The 18,988-nt window shown below is 39.9% G+C and carries 18 protein-coding genes and 2 pseudogenes; 8 read left to right on the top strand and 12 right to left on the bottom strand.

What is annotated here, in order from left to right:
* A pseudogene (locus ADA42_RS17915) lies at positions 1–360 on the bottom strand (hypothetical protein); the annotation flags it as partial.
* 293 nt (positions 361–653) lie between these two features.
* Positions 654–1,199 (bottom strand): helix-turn-helix domain-containing protein, encoded by a 546-nt coding sequence (locus ADA42_RS00110; protein WP_025095973.1) that lies wholly within the window; start codon positions 1,197–1,199, stop codon positions 654–656.
* Positions 1,200–1,295: 96 nt separating this feature from the next.
* On the opposite strand from ADA42_RS00110, the gene ADA42_RS00105 reads away from it, so the two are divergent.
* The 4 genes from ADA42_RS00105 to ADA42_RS00090 all read left to right on the top strand — a co-directional run bounded on the left by ADA42_RS00105 (position 1,296) and on the right by ADA42_RS00090 (position 4,957).
* Positions 1,296–2,186, top strand: coding sequence for a DMT family transporter (locus ADA42_RS00105; protein ID WP_048763013.1), 891 nt, complete (start codon positions 1,296–1,298; stop codon positions 2,184–2,186).
* Positions 2,187–2,594: 408 nt separating this feature from the next.
* On the top strand, positions 2,595–3,614 hold the full coding sequence (locus ADA42_RS00100) for an NADP-dependent oxidoreductase (RefSeq protein ID WP_048763011.1): 1,020 nt from the start codon (positions 2,595–2,597) through the stop codon (positions 3,612–3,614).
* A 12-nt stretch (positions 3,615–3,626) separates the two neighbouring features.
* On the top strand, positions 3,627–4,253 hold the full coding sequence (locus ADA42_RS00095; RefSeq protein ID WP_048763010.1) for a glutathione S-transferase family protein: 627 nt from the start codon (positions 3,627–3,629) through the stop codon (positions 4,251–4,253).
* Positions 4,253–4,957, top strand: coding sequence for an SDR family NAD(P)-dependent oxidoreductase (locus ADA42_RS00090; RefSeq protein WP_048763009.1), 705 nt, complete (start codon positions 4,253–4,255; stop codon positions 4,955–4,957). The genes ADA42_RS00095 and ADA42_RS00090 overlap by 1 nt, the downstream gene beginning before the upstream one ends.
* 111 nt (positions 4,958–5,068) lie before the next feature.
* Here the strand turns inward: ADA42_RS00090 and ADA42_RS00085 are convergent, their stop codons facing one another.
* From ADA42_RS00085 to ADA42_RS00040, 10 genes are all read right to left on the bottom strand, one after another.
* Positions 5,069–5,965, bottom strand: a complete 897-nt coding sequence (locus ADA42_RS00085; protein ID WP_048763007.1) for a hypothetical protein — start codon at positions 5,963–5,965, stop codon at positions 5,069–5,071.
* 18 nt (positions 5,966–5,983) lie between these two features.
* The gene (locus ADA42_RS00080) at positions 5,984–8,101 is read right to left on the bottom strand and encodes a TonB-dependent receptor (RefSeq protein ID WP_048763005.1); all 2,118 of its coding nucleotides are present in this window, start codon (positions 8,099–8,101) and stop codon (positions 5,984–5,986) included.
* Between the two features lie 70 nt (positions 8,102–8,171).
* A complete protein-coding gene (locus ADA42_RS00075; protein WP_048763004.1) occupies positions 8,172–9,281 on the bottom strand; it encodes a tetratricopeptide repeat protein in 1,110 nt (369 codons plus the stop codon).
* Between the two features lie 51 nt (positions 9,282–9,332).
* Positions 9,333–9,569 carry a hypothetical protein gene (locus ADA42_RS00070; protein ID WP_004937138.1) on the bottom strand — a complete coding sequence of 79 codons (237 nt, stop codon included), beginning with the start codon at positions 9,567–9,569 and terminating at the stop codon, positions 9,333–9,335.
* A gap of 15 nt (positions 9,570–9,584) precedes the next feature.
* Complete coding sequence (locus ADA42_RS00065) at positions 9,585–11,078, bottom strand: DUF4331 domain-containing protein (protein ID WP_048763001.1); 1,494 nt, start codon at positions 11,076–11,078, stop codon at positions 9,585–9,587.
* Between the two features lie 479 nt (positions 11,079–11,557).
* Entirely contained in the window at positions 11,558–11,755 is a 198-nt protein-coding gene (locus ADA42_RS00060; protein WP_004937134.1) for a hypothetical protein, read from the bottom strand.
* Positions 11,749–12,366, bottom strand: a complete 618-nt coding sequence (locus tag ADA42_RS00055; protein WP_048762999.1) for an RNA polymerase factor sigma-70 — start codon at positions 12,364–12,366, stop codon at positions 11,749–11,751. Before ADA42_RS00055 ends, ADA42_RS00060 begins: the two co-directional genes overlap by 7 nt.
* 9 nt (positions 12,367–12,375) lie before the next feature.
* Positions 12,376–13,122, bottom strand: coding sequence for a DNA-binding domain-containing protein (locus ADA42_RS00050; RefSeq protein ID WP_048762997.1), 747 nt, complete (start codon positions 13,120–13,122; stop codon positions 12,376–12,378).
* On the bottom strand, positions 13,073–13,936 hold the full coding sequence (locus tag ADA42_RS00045) for a DUF692 domain-containing protein (RefSeq protein ID WP_048762995.1): 864 nt from the start codon (positions 13,934–13,936) through the stop codon (positions 13,073–13,075). Before ADA42_RS00045 ends, ADA42_RS00050 begins: the two co-directional genes overlap by 50 nt.
* Positions 13,937–14,008: 72 nt before the next feature.
* Positions 14,009–14,251, bottom strand: coding sequence for a hypothetical protein (locus tag ADA42_RS00040; protein ID WP_048762993.1), 243 nt, complete (start codon positions 14,249–14,251; stop codon positions 14,009–14,011).
* A gap of 162 nt (positions 14,252–14,413) precedes the next feature.
* Between ADA42_RS00040 and ADA42_RS00035 the strand changes: the two genes are divergently transcribed.
* The 4 genes and pseudogenes from ADA42_RS00035 to ADA42_RS00020 form a co-directional block, all read left to right on the top strand.
* Positions 14,414–15,010: a DoxX family protein gene (locus tag ADA42_RS00035; protein ID WP_414629803.1), complete on the top strand. Its 597-nt coding sequence runs from the start codon at positions 14,414–14,416 to the stop codon at positions 15,008–15,010.
* Between the two features lie 82 nt (positions 15,011–15,092).
* Positions 15,093–16,280, top strand: a complete 1,188-nt coding sequence (gene chrA, locus ADA42_RS00030; protein WP_081407795.1) for a chromate efflux transporter — start codon at positions 15,093–15,095, stop codon at positions 16,278–16,280.
* Positions 16,281–16,411: 131 nt separating this feature from the next.
* A complete protein-coding gene (locus ADA42_RS00025; RefSeq protein ID WP_048762989.1) occupies positions 16,412–18,583 on the top strand; it encodes a TonB-dependent siderophore receptor in 2,172 nt (723 codons plus the stop codon).
* Positions 18,584–18,765: 182 nt separating this feature from the next.
* Positions 18,766–18,988: pseudogene (locus ADA42_RS00020) on the top strand (acyltransferase); the annotation flags it as partial.

The raw sequence follows: 18,988 nt of genomic DNA, 5'->3' as shown, positions 1-18,988 counted from the left end.
TCAAATTTCTGCCAATATTGTGTTGAGATTGTGTGGAGAGATACGTAAAGTTACAACTCGGGTATCTGGTCTACTTAAGTCTGTAAATTTATTTAATACTTCTACTCGTGTATGAATCTTATTAACTTGGCTTTGAAAATTTCTCGCACTGAGTTTATCCCCTAGCAATTTCATGCAATATATGTTGGTTTCAACTAGACTCCACCAGTGATAGCCTGACCATTTCTTCCAAATAGTTTTTTCTAAACGCTTAACTGTTTGAAGCAATTTATTGCGTTTTAGCGAGCCCGTCTTTTTATCTTTCGATAACTTCGCATTTTATCTTGATGGAATCACTGCTTGTGCTTGCCGGTCCACAATGTATCAAATTGATGCTGAGATACTCCTAAATTAAGCTCATCACTACAGGGCGTTTTTAATTTTAGAAACTAAGCATTAAAAATTTAGACACGATAACGCTATTTTTAATGCTGTCTAACGCTTCTCATTTAAGCATTTAAATAATTTTTATAATCTCTATTTAAGTTTGAATTTTTGGATAATCTTGACTATTTTAGGCTCAAATGGCAGAGATATTTAAGATATAAACAATAAATGCATTAGCATTGTTCGTAAAAGCCAAACAAATACTGCCAGTCAAAAAATTCACAAAATTAATGCGCTACATTCCTGATAAATTTAACCGTATTTAATCCTGAATTGATGTAGGTGTAATGAGTAGAGCTTGGAAATACCAAACTTTCATTTGCTTTTAAAATATGCGCTGTATCGTTAATTTGAAGAGTAAGCTCGCCTTCCAACACCCATATCATTTCATGCCATCCATCGGCATCGGGTTCTGCTTCATACTTTTCCCCTGTACCCAAACACCATACCCACATTTCTGTCTGATGTTTTGATGGCATTGCACCCACTAAAGTTGCATAGCTCTCTGGTTGACTGCCTTTCCAAGCCAAGACATTCGTTAATTTTGGAAGATCATGAGCGTGATCACTTACAAGCGTTACAAAGTCTATTTTAAGAGCAGATGCAATCGCATCGAGTTTAGCCAAGCTAATATTCATCTGATTACTTTCCAGAGCTATCACTGTGCGCCTACTTAATCCGGCTAAATTTGCCAATTCAACCTGACTCAAGCTGGCTTTTTCTCTGAAATGCCTAATATTCTGCCCTACAAACTCTAATACCTTGTTGGTCATATGCTATCTATTGAATGTTTTGAGCAGTATATTGCACAAAAAAATAATTTAATGCAATAATGGGTAATATATTGCACATTATGTTGGTCTTTCACTATGTCAATCACTTCGTCTTCAAAATTTCCTGAAATTGTATTGATCCTCATTACAATTCTCTGGGGTGGTACTTTTTTAGCCGTACATTATGCTCTGAACTTTACTTCACCAATTTTTTTTGTAGGTACACGCTTCGGTATCGCGGCAGCTGTTCTATTTCTGGTGTCTTATCAGCAGCTCAAAAATTTCAGCCGTCAAGAAGTGATTGCCGGTTTTTTCATTGGTATCGTTATCGCCTTTTCTTATGTATTTCAAACGGTAGGCCTGCAAACGATCACAAGTAGTGAGTCGGCATTCCTCACGGCGCTTTATGTCCCTTTTGTGCCGATATTGCTTTTTCTTTTTTTTAAAAAAGTACCTGCGTTTAATATCTGGATCGGAGTTATACTGGCATTTTTTGGTCTGCTTTTGCTTACCGGGAATAGTATGTCTCAAATAGATTTAAGTTACGGACAGATCATGACCATATGCAGTGCGATCGGAATTGCCATGGAGATTATTTTAATTGGATTCTTTGCGGGTAAAGTGAATTTAGGCAAGGTAACGTTTATTCAGCTTGTTGTGGCCTCCATTGCCTGTTTCGTAGCAATTCCTTTTAGCCAATCGGAATACATTCCTAATCTTTCGTGGCAGTTTATCCTGATTGTCGGTGCATTAGGAGGTGCGAGCGCATTAATTCAATTCGCAATGAATTGGGCACAACGTACGGTAGATCCATCAAAAGCTGCAATTATCTATTCTGGAGAACCTGTATGGGCTGCAATTTTTGGCCGTTTGGCTGGGGAGCGACTATCAATATTATCGATTTTTGGAGGGATTTTAGTTTTATTGGGCGTGTTAGTCAGTGAGTTAAAGTTTAAAAAATTGTGGATTTACTTTTTTAAAAGATAGTGAAATGACGATTTCTCTTTCAATAGTCATTTAAATGATTTGAGCTCGTCAAAACAAGTCTGAATGCGCCACAAAAGACTTTTGAATTTCATATAAATATTTTTGTGTAAAACTATAATGGAAGTGTTTCACTTCCATTTTTCAATTTTAATAAATCAACTACTGTGAGAAAAAACCAAATACGATGAATCAGTTGGTCGTTAGAGAAATTCTTTTTGAAATGTCAGAGTCTGTCTCATACGTAATCAAAACTCATAGATTCATATCAATTATGTTCTCTATTGTTAAAAATAGACCAGTCGTCTTGATTTTAATCATAACTCACCTACAATCAATTTTAAAGACATCAATCAATATTTCTAATTTCTATATAGAAGTGTTTCTTATGCAGAATATGGAGTTAAATCAATGAATAATATTACCAATCAGCGTATTGTTTTAGCTGCAAGACCAGTCGGTGAACCAAAACATAGTGATTTCAAAATTGAGGAAGTTCCGGTTCCTGAGCTTAAACAAGGCGAAATCTTGTTAAAAACCGTTTATCTATCACTCGATCCGTATATGCGTGGTCGTATGAGTGATGCTCCCTCTTACGCGGCACCTGTCGAAATTGGTGGCGTAATGGTTGGTGGAACAGTGAGTCAAGTTGTTGCCACTAAAAACTCAAAGTTTAAAGAAGGTGAATGGATTCTTTCTGGAAATGGTTGGCAGGCTTACGCGATTTCAGATGGCACGGCGTGTCAAAGTTTGGGCATGCATCCCGAACATCCCGCTTGGGCATTAGGTATTTTAGGAATGCCAGGCTTTACCGCATATATGGGGCTTTTAGACATTGGTCAGCCTAAAGCAGGTGAAACCTTAGTGGTTGCCGCTGCAACTGGCCCCGTAGGTGCAACAGTCGGACAGATTGGTAAACTTAAAGGTTGTCGTGTGGTCGGTGTCGCTGGCGGAGCGGAAAAATGCCGTTATGCTGTCGAAGAACTCGGTTTTGATGCATGTATTGATCATCGTGATGAAAATTTCGCAGAGAAATTAAAACAGGCTGTTCCTGATGGCATTGATATCTATTACGAAAATGTAGGCGGAAAAGTCTTTGAGGCTGTATGGCCATTACTTAACTCGGCTGCACGTGTACCTTTGTGTGGCGTAGTTGCTCAATATAACGCGACCGAACAAGCTCAAGGGCCAGATCGCCTGCCTGGTTTTATCTCTACCCTATTAAAAAAACGAATTCGCATGCAAGGTTTCATTATTTTTGATGATTATGGTAGCCAGTACCCTGAATTTAATCAGCAAATGTCTGAGTGGCTAAAAAAAGGTAAAATCAAATACAAAGAACATATGGTGCAAGGTTTAGATAACGTGATTGATGCTTTCAATGGCATGTTAAAGGGTGAAAACTTTGGCAAAGTCGTGGTCAAACTCTAATAAGGAAGCCTTATGATTACACTGCATCATTTAGATCAATCACGTTCTTTTCGTATTTTATGGTTACTTGAAGAGATCCAACAGCCGTATCAGTTACAACGCTACTATCGTGATCTGAATACGCATTTAGCTCCAGATTCGTTAAAATCAATCCATGCTTTAGGGAAATCGCCTGTCATAGAATGGGACGGTAAATTGATTACAGAATCTGGTGCGATTGTTGAGCTTTTAATTGCCAAACTTGCACCACATTTAGCACCCGATTCAAGTGAAGATCTCTATGCAGATTACCTGCAATGGATTCATTTTTCTGAAAGCTCTGCCATGTTGCCATTTTTGTTAAAAACATTTAATGCAATGGAAACAAAGCAAGGTACAGAATTGGTATTTTTAGAACGCTATACGCAAGTTGAGTTTGAAAAAGTATTTGGTTTCTTAGATGACTATTTGGCAGATAAAAAGTACTTTGTTGATCAGCGTTTAACTGGTGCTGACTTTATGATGGGCTTTGGATTACATGCTTTAGTTCATCAAATGCAACAAGGTAAAAAGTATCCAAATATTCAACGCTATGTTGAGGGCTTGAGTTTACTGCCAAGCTGGCAAGCCGCGGTCAAAATCGAACAGGAAAAGTCATAATGAAAGAAAATCAGCGTGCTATTGTCGTGGGTGCTTCACGAGGAATTGGTTTAGGACTGGTTCGGGAATTACTTCTTCAGCAGTGGAGCGTTATTGCGACACTTCGAGATATAACTCGTGTACCCGATGACCTCAAACAATTACTTGCAGAATATCCAGACCAACTGGAATTGGCTGAGCTAGATCTGAGTCATTTAGATACTGCCAATATGATCACCAGCAAATATTCAGAAGGTTCAATAGATCTGCTTTTAGTGTCTGCTGGTATAGCGGGGCCAGAACATCAGCGCGTCGAACAATCACAGCCAAATGAAATTGTAGACCTGTTTTGGGTTAACAGCATTGCACCTGTGACCATTGCCAGAAAATTCCTTCCACTCATGAAAGCAAACAGCCTCATTGCATTTATGAGTTCAAGAATGGGCAGTGTTGCGCTCAATGACGATGGCAGTATGGAGTTGTATCGTGCCAGCAAGGCCGCTTTAAACAGTATCAGCCGTGGTTTTGCACAAAATGAGGCGATTCCGCTGAATATCGGTGTGTTGAATTTACATCCGGGCTGGGTTCAAACAGAGATGGGCGGAAGCCAAGCGCCTGTTACGGTCAAAGAAAGTACTGCAGGACTGGTAAAGATAATACAGGCTTCTATCGGCAGCAACCAACACAAATTTATTGATTTTCAGGGTCATGAAATGGCATGGTGATTTGATCTTTTCAATCTGCTTGATTTGAATAGGCTTGGTTACCTATCATTCAAAAGAGTGGAAAATAGGTGCAGCCCTACTCTCGATAGGTCATGCAATAAACAAAAAAAGCTAAACACCGTTTTGTGTTGTGATGTTCATCAACTCGTTGATATTCACTTTCACCAGATAGGGTTTAGCTTTTTTATTCTGAATGAGTGGCTCAACATCGAGCGTTTTTAAAAATGATTGAATATCGTCGGAGGGAATTAAATCGGCAGTATATTGAACCAGTATAACGCGAGACTGTGAAGGTAAAATCAGGAAAACGAGTTCATCGATATGTTGAGCAAAGCTTTGAAGTATTTGTTTCTCTGTTTTACTCAAAATTTGCTGTTTCAACTGATTCTCTTGAAAAATCTGTTCTTGAGTATAGGGCTGATTCATTAATGCTTGAGTAAGTTGCTCAATTTCTATTTGATCGCTTATAAAGGGATATATTTCGATGATCTGGACAAGCTCACTATTTTGTGGCGCCTGAACATTCTTAACGTGTGATGTATCGGGATGCTTGGGCTCTAAATTTAATTGTGATAGCAAAGCAGGATCAATTTTTTCAGGATTCAACTGATATTGATCTGAAGTGACTTTAGCCCGACGAATGGCTTGTTTGGCTCTAAGCTGGGCTGCCAGTAAAGGATCAATTGCTTGATTTCCCTTTGTTGCCTCTTGGCTAAACTCCAGCACATTTAACTGGGCTGTTTGCCCCAAACTCTGCGTATCATACTGATCAAAAGGCGTTTCAATCAATGTTTCTGGCAGGGGTGGCATTTTCAGGGCGGGTTTAAAACTCAACGAATCATTTTGTTCAACAGCACTTGTTGGCATGAAGACAACACTCATACCTTTTTTGATTTCTGGCGTTTGCTCAACTGGACGAGAAATAACAAACACGACCAATCCAATATGCAATATTGCAGTGAAAAATAAAGCAACAGGCGAAATCTTGGATTGGTCATGAAGTCTCATAGCTGACTCCCCAGCGATTTAAAATAAATATCTTAAGGTGAATCTTAGGTTTCGCCCTTCACTCGGATGGATATGTTTATCTGAAATTCCTTCTCTTTCAGCAGAACCAGGCGCACATGCCGCAGTATTGAAATCTTGTGTAGCACACGATGCATAGTAGTATTCGATATCATTCACCTTTTTATCCAATACATTGAGTAGTTCTATTTGTGTGAAGATATTTTTATTCAGTTGATAGCTGGCTAGTAAGTTAACGATTGTCGATGAGTCCGAGCGAACACTGTTGTCTTCAATCAATGCTCGAGGGCCGAAATACCGTAAACGACCGCCAAAACTCCATTGGTCATTTAATTTATAACTTATACCCGCGCTAAGTGTTTTTTCGATGGCTCCGGGAATAAAATCGCCCTCTTCACTACTATCTTTAAATCGCGCTTTTGACCATGCCGCATCAATATCAATCATCACCCAATCATTGAGTTGATAAAAATTACTCAGCTCAATCCCTTGGCGTTTACTGGGCCGGCTAGGCTCAGTGGTGCCCGCATCACCAATAAACAGTAATTCAGAGTCAGAATCCAGGCGCCATAATGCCAGTGTGGTGGTGAGGTTATCAATCAAATGTGCTCTTAAACCCAGCTCTTTATTCACTGTACGCACCAGCGGTGAAACCGAATCAAGTGGTTGTAAGTAATTTGCATCACGCGGATCTACATTGAGCTTTGTCGTAACGCCCCTTGCATCGTTACTATGAAATCCGTAGGCATAATTGATGTAATATTCGACATTTTTCCATGGCCCTAAAATCAAACTGAATTTCGGACTCAGAATGTGATCTGTTTTTCGACCACTATTTTCATTTCGATCCGAATTCACATTAAAATGATAAAGGTCACCACGTAAACCTATAATTGAGCGTAGCCAAGGTTGCCATGCAATCTGATTTTGCCCCCAAACGCCGAGCGTGGTTTGTTTGACATCATCTTCACGTATTGTATTAAATCGTTGACGATTTTGAGTTTGATGTAAACCCAGACCATCAATGTCATCATAACGAAGAGATGACCCGACAATATTGAGCATTTCTTTATCGTACCACCGATCACTCCATCCCTTTTGAAACTTCAAACCCAGCAAGGTGCGCTTTTCAGCTTGTTCAAACTGATCGCCACGCAGCGGATCATCTAAAAAGTAAGTAAAATTTGAAAAAAGATTCAGTTCACTACGGACCGCGTAGGCTGAAAACTGTGAAAACTCACGATCTGCACGCTGATTGCGATTGAACCACAATGCTGTGCGTTTAGATTTTCCACCATCGGAAGGGTCTAGACTATCGAAACGATCAAGCTGCCCATTTTGAACCAGATGTTCAGGAATCTGATCTGTGGCGTCCCATTTTGCTTGATAATGCTGAAGACCAAATGATGTGTTTTGATCTTCATCGCCTTTAAAATATTTTAAAAAGAGATTTTGTTTAGACAGATTTTCAGGATTTGTCCAAGGCCCGTCACTGCTTTGATTTTCAAAGGCACCAATTAGCTCACCGTCATTTATTTTTACATGCCCAACACCTAAAAACCGTAGTAGATCATGATTACCCAATGTTACCTGTGCAAATGGACGCTCCAGCGAATGAAGGGTATAAATTTTTGCTGTTCCAGCAGAGGCAAAATCACCATCATCCACAGAAGTTGCACCTTTGTGATAATCGATATTGTGAATCAGTTCTGGGATTAAAAAATTTAGATCGGTATAACCTTGCCCATGCGCATGTGTCACCATATTAAGCGGTTGACCGTCTAGTGATGTGGCGAAGTCTGTACCATGATCCAGATTAAAACCGCGTAGAAAATACTGGTTCGCTTTTCCGGAACCACTGTGCTGCGTCACAATGACGCCAGGAATCGTTTCAAGTACTTCAGCCGGACGAGATAAAGGACGCGTTTCGATCTGCTCTTGTGTAATTGTTCCTTGAGATGCAGTAAATGCACCGTTTAAAGGATCTGTGTTATCGCCTGATGCCTGCATGGTAATGGTAGGTAAATTGGCAATGTATTCTCCCCCTGCCCAGACCGTTTGACTGGTATAAAACCCCGAACTACTCAGCAGTAATACGCTTAACATTGTTTTGTTCATGATGTTTATCTCATTTATAAAGTCAGTTATTTTTAAGTTTTTATAGGCTGGTTCAGTTTAAATTTTCACATCATGACTGATTCACGATCTGTTGTAATTGAGGTATATATTCTGGATGTTGATAACCAGTTTTTTCACTCCAAGTTAGTAATTTTTTAGAAATATCAGTATCTTTAGCTGCGATGGCAAGTGCTGCATACACTTCAAAATCATCATTTTCTCGTTGCATATCCCAGTTTTTAGCCGCGATTTTGAGTCCTTCATTGTATTTTTTAGAAATCCAGAGAAACTGTGCCTGCTCACGTAAATGAATATGGTCATGATGGTCAAGTAAATCTTGTACGCGCTGGGTTAGCTCATTGAGATCAGTCTGGGCACTTGGATCATTCAGTTTTTGTTTGCACAAAATAATGCGGTACATCGCACCGTCATGATAGCGGTAAGGTGTTAAAAGCTTCAGTGCAGTCTGATACTGATGTTGTGCGATGTACCAATTCGCTTTTGCTAATGTATTGGGTAAGTTATTGGTTTGCAGCAATAACATAGATTTATCTGCAAGTGCCGGATCGTTAAACCGTGTGGCAAGTTCAATAAAGATATTTCCCAACCATTGTTGATCTGCGCGGCTCATACGTGGTGTTTGCGAAAGAAGCTGATCAATTTGAGGTTTAAGCTGTGAATAAGACTTTGTCATTGCATCAACCTGCAACTCGCATCCTGCACGATAAAGCATGACTTCAGGCTGCGTCAGCTTTTGGCATAATTGGGTAGACGCACTGTATTTTCCTTGCAAACGGTAAATATTGGCCAGCTGTAAAATGGCATCGCTGTTGTTGGGTCGAGTTTTTAAAAGCTGTTTTAAACGCTGTTCTGCAGCCGAAAAATTATGATTCGCTTGCTCAATGCGGGTATTTAGCAACTGATTTTCAAGATCTGATGGATCATTGCTTTTTTGCATCAATTGTTCAGCTTTTTCGAGTGAATCACCGTCACCTTTGGCGTAGGCATTTTCAAGTAATACATTCACAATTTGATTACGCGTTGCGTCACTGTAAGTGGCTTTGGCATTTTGGTTTTTTTCAGTATTACCGCTATAGCTATGATGGTGCTTTGGATGAGCATAAATCGAACTTACAGGAATTATTAAAATTATGGCGAACGACAGTTTACGCATCAACATTGGGTATCCCTCTTAAATACGCCCGAGGCTCAACACCTAGGGCGCAAATCCTTAAAATTTAACTGCAAGCGGCTCTGCTTTGTTATCAATCGAAGCTTCTGAAATATCTTTCAGAGATTTGGGCTCAGACTGACTAAAGCTACTTTGTGATTGGTTGGTTAACGTCAAAGTTTCTCGTAACACAGGATCGCTTTGCGTTTGGGTGTTATTAGAAGCATGATCATCTCCACTGCCACCACAACCGCTCAATCCCCAAACAACCATGAACATCAAGGTTATTTTTTTCATGGTAATGACTCCTCATTACTTACTGGCAGTATTGAACGGTGAACCCGCAACTGGAGTGTTAAGATACGGGAAAGTGGTACCAAACTGCTGAGGTGACTGCAATGCACCGTCGGTAAATCCAATCGTACCTGCTTTCGCATCCGACCCTTTACAGCCCACTGCGGTGTTTACACCATCAATGGTACACAGTAAACCCATCGCAACACGTAGCTCGATATCGACTACATCATCTCCCGGACGGCGACCATTTGGGAATCCGCTGGTGTCTCCACCGATCACACCTAAACGATTTTGCTTATCTTTGGTTTGCGCTGCAATTGCAGTATTTAAGCGCAACATTTCAGAGGCTTTCACGTTTTTAGGCTGATTCAGACCCGGTACTCCAAGTAAAAATGCATTGACCAGATCGGTACGTGGGAAATTGGTTGGCGCAACCACGGCACCGCCTGTAGCGTCTTTAAATAACACTTCAATCAATGTTGGTAATGTTGGATTGGTAACATAATCGGCAAACTGACCATCATTGACTGGTTTGCTGGCATTGAATTTGTCTTTGTCTTTTAAACCAATCACCACCTCATTGACCAAAGGCATACCCAAACGGGAAACTTGCGTCCATGCCCCACCCACTTTAGATGCACTGGTCAAATTACTCTCTGGAGTCGGATTAAGTAAAGTCGCTTGAGGTAAACTGGCTGTGGTCCAACCACCAATTACTGTTTCACCCGAAGACACCAAACATGATTGTGGTACTTCAAGTGCAATGGTCGTCACGTTTTTATTGCCAATGGTATTAAGTCCCTGGTCTTCAGCATTCACACCCGATGGTGCAAGCTGCGTAGCAGGAATCTTGATATTCACAAGGTCAAAAACTTCGCCAAGATTGACTGCAAATGGATCTTGGCGCTGGCCAACAAATACTTTGCCTGATCCGCAGCTGCCAAAGTTGATATTTTGCACAAAACTATTGGCATAAGACTGATAATTGGGAATTGATTTTGCGCCCACATTATCAAAAGGTTTTTTAAAGGAGCCCAACACGTTACGATCGCCTTTACGTCGATCACCTTTGACCATAGTTACGGTATATGTTTCAGCCGTGTTTTGAGCAGAACTGCCATCATTGGTAATTTTTCCAATATTTGACAATGGTACAGAGATATTTTTGCCACCTACAGGTACTTGTAGATCTTTTAACTCCTGATCAAATTTAAATTGAAAAGTAATATCTTCTTGCGCATCACCATTGTTATCGATATGAATCTCATAAAGCGCTTTGGGGTCTAAAGCAAAGTAGTTCGGGCCACCATAAGCATCTTGAAGTGGCTGGTAATTGGCTAAAATGGTGACATAGTCGCCCCGATTACTTTCATAGCTTTTAAACATATAAAAATCGGTGGCATCTACTTTAGGTGTTTTGGTGATGGATGGAGCTTCACGGTGACTGGATGCAAGTGCACAAGCACTTAACCCCATTAATGCCATCGCTAGTGCGATACGATTGTTCATTGGCTATCTCCTTGACCAATATTTAATTTCATCGTTATTACTTTATTTTTTATCCCTACATTGTTTTAAATCATTATGAGGGACCATATTAACATATAGGATAGAATGTGAATATTATGTGATCATTTTGAAAAATAACGGATGAACTCAATATTTTTATGAAGTCAAGTATTTGCTTTGCAGTCTGATTTCACATGATTTTTATTTTAAAATCTGGATTATTCATATACAAAATACTTAATTAAATGAAAATCATTTGCATATTTTAGATACAAATAAAGATAAATTCTAAAAATTTAAATCATTAAATTTAATTATATTAAAAACAAAAGCTTAAAAAAATAAGAATAAAACTATTACTTTTTATTTATATTTATCATTGTATTAATTTAATTCAATTTTTATATATTTCAAGCTTTAAACTAAAGCCACAAAACAAGAGCACCATAAAACATGAATGATCTTCACGATTTTTAAGCTTAATCATTATTTAATTCATCATCTTTTAATTGTTTAAATTTACTTGATAATATTGAAATTACTTTAATTTGTTTTGCATAGCGGCGACAGGATATACACATCAATAAATGTAATTGAAGATGTGTAAGTTCATTTAATGCAAGTGAACGATCTTGTTTTTCCGAGAGTAGTTGAGTCGCTTTTCGACAGGTCAGCATGAACATTCCTCCTTTAAAAGCCATTTATTTTCGAGACATTCTCTTAGGCGTGTTCGACTGCGGTACATCAATACATTAAAATTTGAAATAGTTAACCCTAGCTTATTGCAAATTTCCTGTGAGCTTAGCTCAATCATTTCACGCAACATAAACACTTGTGCCTGCTGTGCAGACAAATGATTGAGGCAGGCATCAAAAATTACCCAGAAGTCTTCTTGTTCAAGCATCTGGTCTGGACTTGGCCATGCCTGTGGTGCTTCATGTGCATGCCAGTGATTCTTGTTATTAAACAATGTATCGATGCTTTTTTCAGAATCATCATCGAATAAATCTGTCATGCTGATCAAGCGTGATTGCTTACGGATAAAGTCGATGATTTTATTTTTTAAAATTGCAAATACCCACGTTTTAAACGCACACCGACCTGAAAACGAAGCGGCATGTTCTAGTGCACTGATAAGCGCTTCCTGCACGACATCTTCGGCGCTTTGGATAGAAGACATCTGTAACACGGCAAACTTAATCATTTGATGTCTAAGATCGGCAATAAAAATAGGATCATTCAACTGATCAGTAATGCGATCCGCTTGAGTCGACGCAGCTATGGTCATGAAGAATTCTCACTTAGACACAGAAATGGAGACCAAATCAAACTTAAGCAGTAACGATTTCAATTCATTTAATTGGTTTTCAGCCACGTCATTAGGCTGATCTCCCAAAATCGATACGATTAAATCATGAAGCGTATCTTGCATAGCGCCACCATGTTCGACCAGATGTTCGATGAGCAACCCAAATAATGGCGATAATCGCTCTAAACGGATTTGATCAATTTCATCACGCCATACCATAATCACACCAGGTGCAAGCTGAATGTCATTCGGTTGTGTATTGAGTGTCCATTCATACACAGGATATTGATAAACCAAAACCCAAACAGCCTGCTTTAACTGCCATTGATAAGGTTCTACACATACCGGTTGATCGATAACCAAAGTGTCTAAATACAATTCAAGCCACTCAAATTGTAGAAGCTCGGCTAACCAAGGATATTGACTAAACATGGGATGAGCTTGATGAGAAAAATACTCACGAAACTCTAGCGCTATCTCGTTTGAATATGGAGATTGACATTTCGAATTTGCGACAAAATCCTGTAATAGTGCTTGCCACTGACATTCGAGCAATAATCTGCGCGTAATCGGATAAACCAGATTGATAAACGAGCTAATATTATTAAATACCAAATCACGATACACTTGCATGCGCTCATGATCGTAAACGCTAGCCAAATCAGAATGTGGATGGCGAATCCAATTACAGAATTGCTGCTGCGTGTGCTGAAATGATTTCTGAATTTGGTTCATATCCACTCTCCATGGCTTGAATGGTCTTAATTTTTTTTAATTCTTTATTGAGTTCTTCCCAACTCGGAATATTGAAATCCCGTTCTAATAATGTTGGCTTGATTCCACATTGTTGATAAGTAAACGCCAGAAGTTGCCATACAGAATCCGTAATCGCATCACCATGTGTATCAATGATCAGGTGATCTTCTACTTGCGCATGACCTGCAATATGCAAATAGCGTATTTTGTCTTGAGGCATCGCACAAATAAACGCTTGAGCATCAGTGCCGTGATTTATGCTGTTCACGTATACGTTGTTTACATCTAAAAGTAATTCGCAATCCGCCTGCTTGATTACTTCTACAATAAATTCTGCTTCGGTCATCTCAGCACCGGGCATTAAATAAGTCGATACATTTTCAATGACCAGTTTTTGTCCCAAAATATCCTGCACACGTAAAATACGCTCCGCAACATAACGAACAGCGTCTTGAGTCATTGGAATGGGTAACAAGTCATATAAGTATCCGCCATCATGAGAATAACTTAAATGCTCAGAGTAAATACTGACATTATAAGTATTTAAAAATGCTTTGATTTTATGAATAAACTCAAGGTTGAGCGGATGTGGCCCGCCAATTGAGAGAGAAAGACCATGACAAACAAGAGGAGACTTTTCAACACAGGTCGCAAGAAGTTTTGCGTGTCGACCGCCAAAGTTCATCCAGTTTTCAGGTGCAATTTCGATAAAATCAGGCGGATAAGCTGCACTTAAAAAATCATCGATAAACTCTCGTCTTAAACCAAGCCCAACGTGTGCAGTTTCAATCATGAGCAAGCTCCTTATCCAGATCAAGATCGGCCCATCCATTGAATGAGCCGATCTTGTACATATCTGATCGGTTTATTTAGAACCACATTTTGCATCTGCCATTTTTTTATCTGCACCACATTTCGCATCTGCTGACTTATGCTCTTTCTTGGCATGATCCGCACCACATTTAGCACTGCCGCACTTACCATCTGCTGCCTTACTGGCATGGGTTTCCGTAGAAGATGAGGTTGCAGCTGTTGCAATCTGAGTTGGGCCAAGGACAGACAAAGCCAATAGCGCAGTCACGGTGGTCATAGAGTTTAATTTGTTCATGATCGATTCCTTTTTACATTTTTTGATTGTGTGTACGGGGTGTACTTGGTGTTAGACGCAGTTCATCTGAATTTATTACACATTAAAAAAAATTTTTTTATGTAAGAAAATCGAGATCCTTTCGACTAATGTGAATTAAATCGCATCGGATGTGAAAAAATGATGAATATTTATACAAAAAAAATCAATCAGCTCTATTTAATTGTAAAAAAAGCGAGCACACCGTTTGATGGCTTACCCGCATTGGCACTGCGATTGTATTTAGTTCCGATCTTTTGGATGGCAGGGACAAATAAATTAATGCACTTTAGCAATATTGTAGAGTGGTTTGGCAATACTGACTTGGGATTGGGCTTGCCCTTGCCCTATGTCATGGCTGCACTTGCAACCTCAACTGAATTGGCTGGCGCAGTTTGTCTAAGCTTAGGTATATTCACTCGCTGGATCAGCATTCCCTTGATCATCACCATGGTGGTTGCAATCTTGACTGTTCATTTGCCAAACGGTTGGCAAGCAATTGCCGATCCTTCGGCGCCTTTTGCAAATGCTCAGGTACTTGCTTCTGCTGAAAAGTTAGAGCGAGCACGACAAATTCTGACCGAACATGGCAATTATGACTGGTTGACCTCAAGTGGAAATTTTGTGATTTTAAATAATGGAATCGAGTTTGCAGTCACTTATCTGATCATGCTACTTGCACTAATCAAATTGGGCGGTGGGCGTTATGTCAGTCTGGATTACTGGTTTCGTTTGAAATAAAACAAATCATCATGCATATTCATGATGCTTTCATACGCTTTCTGATACTTTAGATTCAAAATAATCAGTATCACAGATGCCTATGATGATCTCCACCCAGTCACTTTGGACAATTTTTCTTGTATTTTTGCGCTTAGGACTCACCTCCTTTGGTGGTCCGACTGCGCATCTTGGCTATTTTCGTGATGAGTTCGTCATCCGCCGTAAATGGTTAAACGATGCTCAGTATGCCGATACCGTTGCACTGTGCCAGTTTTTACCTGGGCCAGCCAGTAGTCAGGTAGGTATGGCAATTGGCTACTATTGCGGTGGCTATAAAGGTGCTTTAGTTGCCTGGCTAGGGTTTACCTTCCCTTCAGCCATGATATTAATTTCATTTGCACTGCGTTTTGATCATCTGCAAAGCATGCAACTTACTGGTATTTTGCATGGCTTGAAAATTATCGCTGTAGCGGTGGTAATACAAGCACTTTGGGGAATGACAAGAACTTTATGCCCAGATGCAACCCGAATCACCCTCATGAGTTTAAGCACATTCATAATGTTAATGCTTCCCTCGCTCTGGACTCAGCTCGTGGTGATTATTGTGGCGGGAATATTAGGTACATTGATTTTCAGATCATCGCAAAGCACAGAAAAACAACAAGTATCGACAGCAAATTCTCGTCATATTGGTTTCACTGGATTGATCCTATTTTTTGGATTACTGATTGCGCTACCTGTGCTGAGTTTTACGTTTTCAAACCCAGCCCTTGCGATTTTTGATGCCTTTTATCGTACTGGGGCATTGGTTTTTGGTGGTGGGCACGTTGTTTTACCTTTATTAAACACCCAAGTCGTCACAACTGGATGGATTGAGCAAAATACCTTTTTAGCTGGTTACTCCCTGGCTCAAGCGGTGCCCGGGCCATTATTCACTTTTGCTGGCTTCTTAGGCGCCTCGATGCCTCACATGATCACGCCTTGGCTAGGAGGTATTTTGTGTATTGTGGCAATTTTTAGTCCATCTTTTTTTCTTCTTATCGGCATTTTACCTTTTTGGCAAAGTATTCGTGATCTTGCATGGATGATTGCTGCGCTTAAAGGAATTAATGCAGCCGTGGTGGGCCTGCTGTTGGCGGCTTTGTATCAACCGATCTGGACCAATAGTATTTATACCTCAAAAGACTTTAGTCTGGCTCTTCTTGCGCTCCTTGCACTGATGGTTTGGCGGCTTCCGGTATGGTTGGTGGTTTTTTTAGGGGGTCTTTTAGGATGGTGGTTGATGTAAAGCAATCTATCGCATTCTAAGATTTTAATTTCAAATTAAAAATATAAGATCACTCTTAAATTCTGCTTGCTAATCAAATCGAAATAAAGATAATAAGAATCATTTTTAACAGCGACTGCCTGAGCATCATCATGCACAAATTGAATTGTTTATCGCATGCAATCTATATCGTTCTTTTTACGGGTTTATCTACAAGTGCTTGGGCAGAAGAAATAACGCAATCAGATGTTGCTACATCTTCAAATATTTTACCCACTATTTCATTACAGGCAGATTCGAACCAGAAAAAATATGCTGCAACCCAAGCAAGTTCAGCACTGAAATCTGATGCACCGTTATTTAAAACCCCGCAATCTGTTAGTGTCATTACGCGAGAACAACTCGATCAAAAGCAAGCAACTACACTTTCACAAGCCATCAATGGTGTTGCTGGGGTCAGTGCTGGCTATTTAGGGCGTAGAGGATGGGACGATTTTATTATTCGTGGTCAAAATTCGTCTGATCAAGTGTATATCGATGGACTTCGACAAAGCCAGTCACCCTTAGATGGTGTTGCAGTCGATTTATCTGGTATGGATCAAGTTCAGGTCATTAAAGGGCCAGCGTCTGTGAACTTTGGATTGGTGCAACCGGGTGGCATGGTCAATTTAGTGACTAAACGTCCACAAGCCGAAAATTTTGCAACTGCTGATCTGAGCTACGGAAGTTATAACTTCAAACAAGCCACATTTGATTTGAACTATGCGCCAAAGCAAACTGAAAAAGGTGCATTCAGACTGACAGGTCGTGTTTCCGATCAAGACGATCCAACCGACTATGTGTACTTTAAAAACTTTTATATCTCGCCTTCTTATAATTTCGATTTGGGCGATAAAGCCGAACTATCGGTAATTGCCAGCTATCAACATCGAGAATATTTACGTCAACAAGGTTTACCAGTGATTGGCACCTTAAAATCCAATCCGAATGGCGCGATTGACCGAAGCTTATATTTAGGTGAGCCAACTTTTGGTGGGTATGAAGCAGATGTTTACCGCACTGGCTGGAATTATAAATACAAGTTTGATAACGGCTGGACATTTAATCAAAATGCAGCGGTTCAGCAACTGAAATCGACTGGTCGGGTTGTGTTTACACAAACGGGTACAAACTTCTGGGTCAATACCACACCTGCTTATACCACACTCAATCGAACCAATAACGGGCGTTATCAAAGTCATGATACGCTGACTTACTCATTAGATAACAGCTTCCAGCGCGCGTTTAATTTACTGGGTATGCAGCATGATCTCAGCATTGGTATCGATGCAATGCAGTCAAAAGACGATTATATCAATGATCGATATACCACAGGAAGTTTAAACGTTTACAACCCTGTGTATGGGCAAGCAGTTAAATATGTAGCGACAAATAGTACCGAAGATATTAACCGTTTACGCTATAGCGGTTTATATGTGCGTGATCGTATTAACCTAACAGATCAACTGGTACTTAGCCTTGCAGGACGTCAAGACTGGGCCGAGGTATCAACGCAAAATGTCTCCAAGTCGGGAGTTGCAGCCAAAGGACTGACCGATCGAAACTCATATAACAAGTTTACCGGAAATGTGGGGCTGCTCTACAGCATCAATGATATCGTGGCTCCTTACGCCAGTTATGCCACGTCGTTTCTTCCGAATACGCGTACCGATGTCAATGGCAGCATTCTGGCACCCGAAACAGGTCAGCAGGCTGAGATCGGTGTAAAACTACAAAGCCCGAACCAGTTGGTTCAAGGTAGTCTGGCCTTATACGATTTACGTCGTCAAAACGTTGCAGTCAGCGACCCGAATAATACCTCTGCTTATGTACTCAATGGTGAGCAGTTAAACCGAGGTATTGAAGCAGAGCTCAGTGCCACCGTCATTGAGCGCATGCGATTAACAGCCAGTTATAGCCATATGTTTGACTCAAAAATTACCAAAGATTCGGTTGCGAGCAATGTAGGTGTAGCACTCGATAATGTCCCTCAAAATAGCTATAGTCTCTCATTACGTTATTATCTGACTGATTTAACATCGGGATGGTTCGTCGGTGCTGGCATTCGAGGTGAAAGCTCAAAATCGTATAAAGGACTCGATGTACACACACCATCTTACTTACTCTACGATGCCGAAGCAGGTTACGAAGCAACACGCTGGGGCGCGCAATTGTCGATTAAAAATTTGTTTGATAAAGACTATTATGCAGGATTACTCAATGCCAATATGGTGACCTTGGGTGATCCACGTCAAATTAACTTTACGGTCAAATTTAAATATTAATAGTTCAGTCAGTAGATCACTCTAAAGTGATTTTGGATAAACAAACATTAAATACCGAGTCTATTCATGTCTTATTCATAATTGAGGTGTGTTTACACTCGGTGTTCAAACTTTAAGACAAAACCTCTTGTCTTTCACCTTAACGACATTAAACTATGCGCACTAATTTGGGCGTGAGTTTTATGAAAAAGCAAATTGCAAAAATGATTTTTAAATTGTCTGGCTGGAGCTATCACATCGAGCCAGAGATTCTTGAAAATAAGCAGGTCATTATTGGATTTGAACATACATCTAATCTTGATGCTGTACTCTCAGTTGCTTTGTTTGAAATTTTAGAAATTAAAATTCATACCCTGATTAAAAAAGAGCTCTTTCAGGGACCACTCAAACCACTTTTAGAAAAAC

The organism is Acinetobacter sp. 243_ASPC (assembly GCF_001054715.1).
Classification (GTDB): Bacteria; Pseudomonadota; Gammaproteobacteria; order Pseudomonadales; family Moraxellaceae; genus Acinetobacter; species Acinetobacter soli.
This window is presented reverse-complemented; position numbering and strand designations above follow the sequence as displayed.

Coding starts and splice junctions, on each gene's coding strand:
- ADA42_RS00050 (WP_048762997.1), bottom strand. CDS start 13,122: ATGAACCAAATTCAGAAATCATTTCAGCACACGCAGCAGCAATTCTGT.
- ADA42_RS00035 (WP_414629803.1), top strand. CDS start 14,414: ATGAATATTTATACAAAAAAAATCAATCAGCTCTATTTAATTGTAAAA.
- ADA42_RS00100 (WP_048763011.1), top strand. CDS start 2,595: ATGAATAATATTACCAATCAGCGTATTGTTTTAGCTGCAAGACCAGTC.
- ADA42_RS00070 (WP_004937138.1), bottom strand. CDS start 9,569: ATGAAAAAAATAACCTTGATGTTCATGGTTGTTTGGGGATTGAGCGGT.
- ADA42_RS00045 (WP_048762995.1), bottom strand. CDS start 13,936: ATGATTGAAACTGCACACGTTGGGCTTGGTTTAAGACGAGAGTTTATC.
- ADA42_RS00065 (WP_048763001.1), bottom strand. CDS start 11,078: ATGAACAATCGTATCGCACTAGCGATGGCATTAATGGGGTTAAGTGCT.
- ADA42_RS00105 (WP_048763013.1), top strand. CDS start 1,296: ATGTCAATCACTTCGTCTTCAAAATTTCCTGAAATTGTATTGATCCTC.
- ADA42_RS00060 (WP_004937134.1), bottom strand. CDS start 11,755: ATGCTGACCTGTCGAAAAGCGACTCAACTACTCTCGGAAAAACAAGAT.
- chrA (WP_081407795.1), top strand. CDS start 15,093: ATGATGATCTCCACCCAGTCACTTTGGACAATTTTTCTTGTATTTTTG.
- ADA42_RS00110 (WP_025095973.1), bottom strand. CDS start 1,199: ATGACCAACAAGGTATTAGAGTTTGTAGGGCAGAATATTAGGCATTTC.
- ADA42_RS00055 (WP_048762999.1), bottom strand. CDS start 12,366: ATGACCATAGCTGCGTCGACTCAAGCGGATCGCATTACTGATCAGTTG.
- ADA42_RS00095 (WP_048763010.1), top strand. CDS start 3,627: ATGATTACACTGCATCATTTAGATCAATCACGTTCTTTTCGTATTTTA.
- ADA42_RS00025 (WP_048762989.1), top strand. CDS start 16,412: ATGCACAAATTGAATTGTTTATCGCATGCAATCTATATCGTTCTTTTT.
- ADA42_RS00040 (WP_048762993.1), bottom strand. CDS start 14,251: ATGAACAAATTAAACTCTATGACCACCGTGACTGCGCTATTGGCTTTG.
- ADA42_RS00085 (WP_048763007.1), bottom strand. CDS start 5,965: ATGAGACTTCATGACCAATCCAAGATTTCGCCTGTTGCTTTATTTTTC.
- ADA42_RS00080 (WP_048763005.1), bottom strand. CDS start 8,101: ATGAACAAAACAATGTTAAGCGTATTACTGCTGAGTAGTTCGGGGTTT.
- ADA42_RS00075 (WP_048763004.1), bottom strand. CDS start 9,281: ATGTTGATGCGTAAACTGTCGTTCGCCATAATTTTAATAATTCCTGTA.
- ADA42_RS00090 (WP_048763009.1), top strand. CDS start 4,253: ATGAAAGAAAATCAGCGTGCTATTGTCGTGGGTGCTTCACGAGGAATT.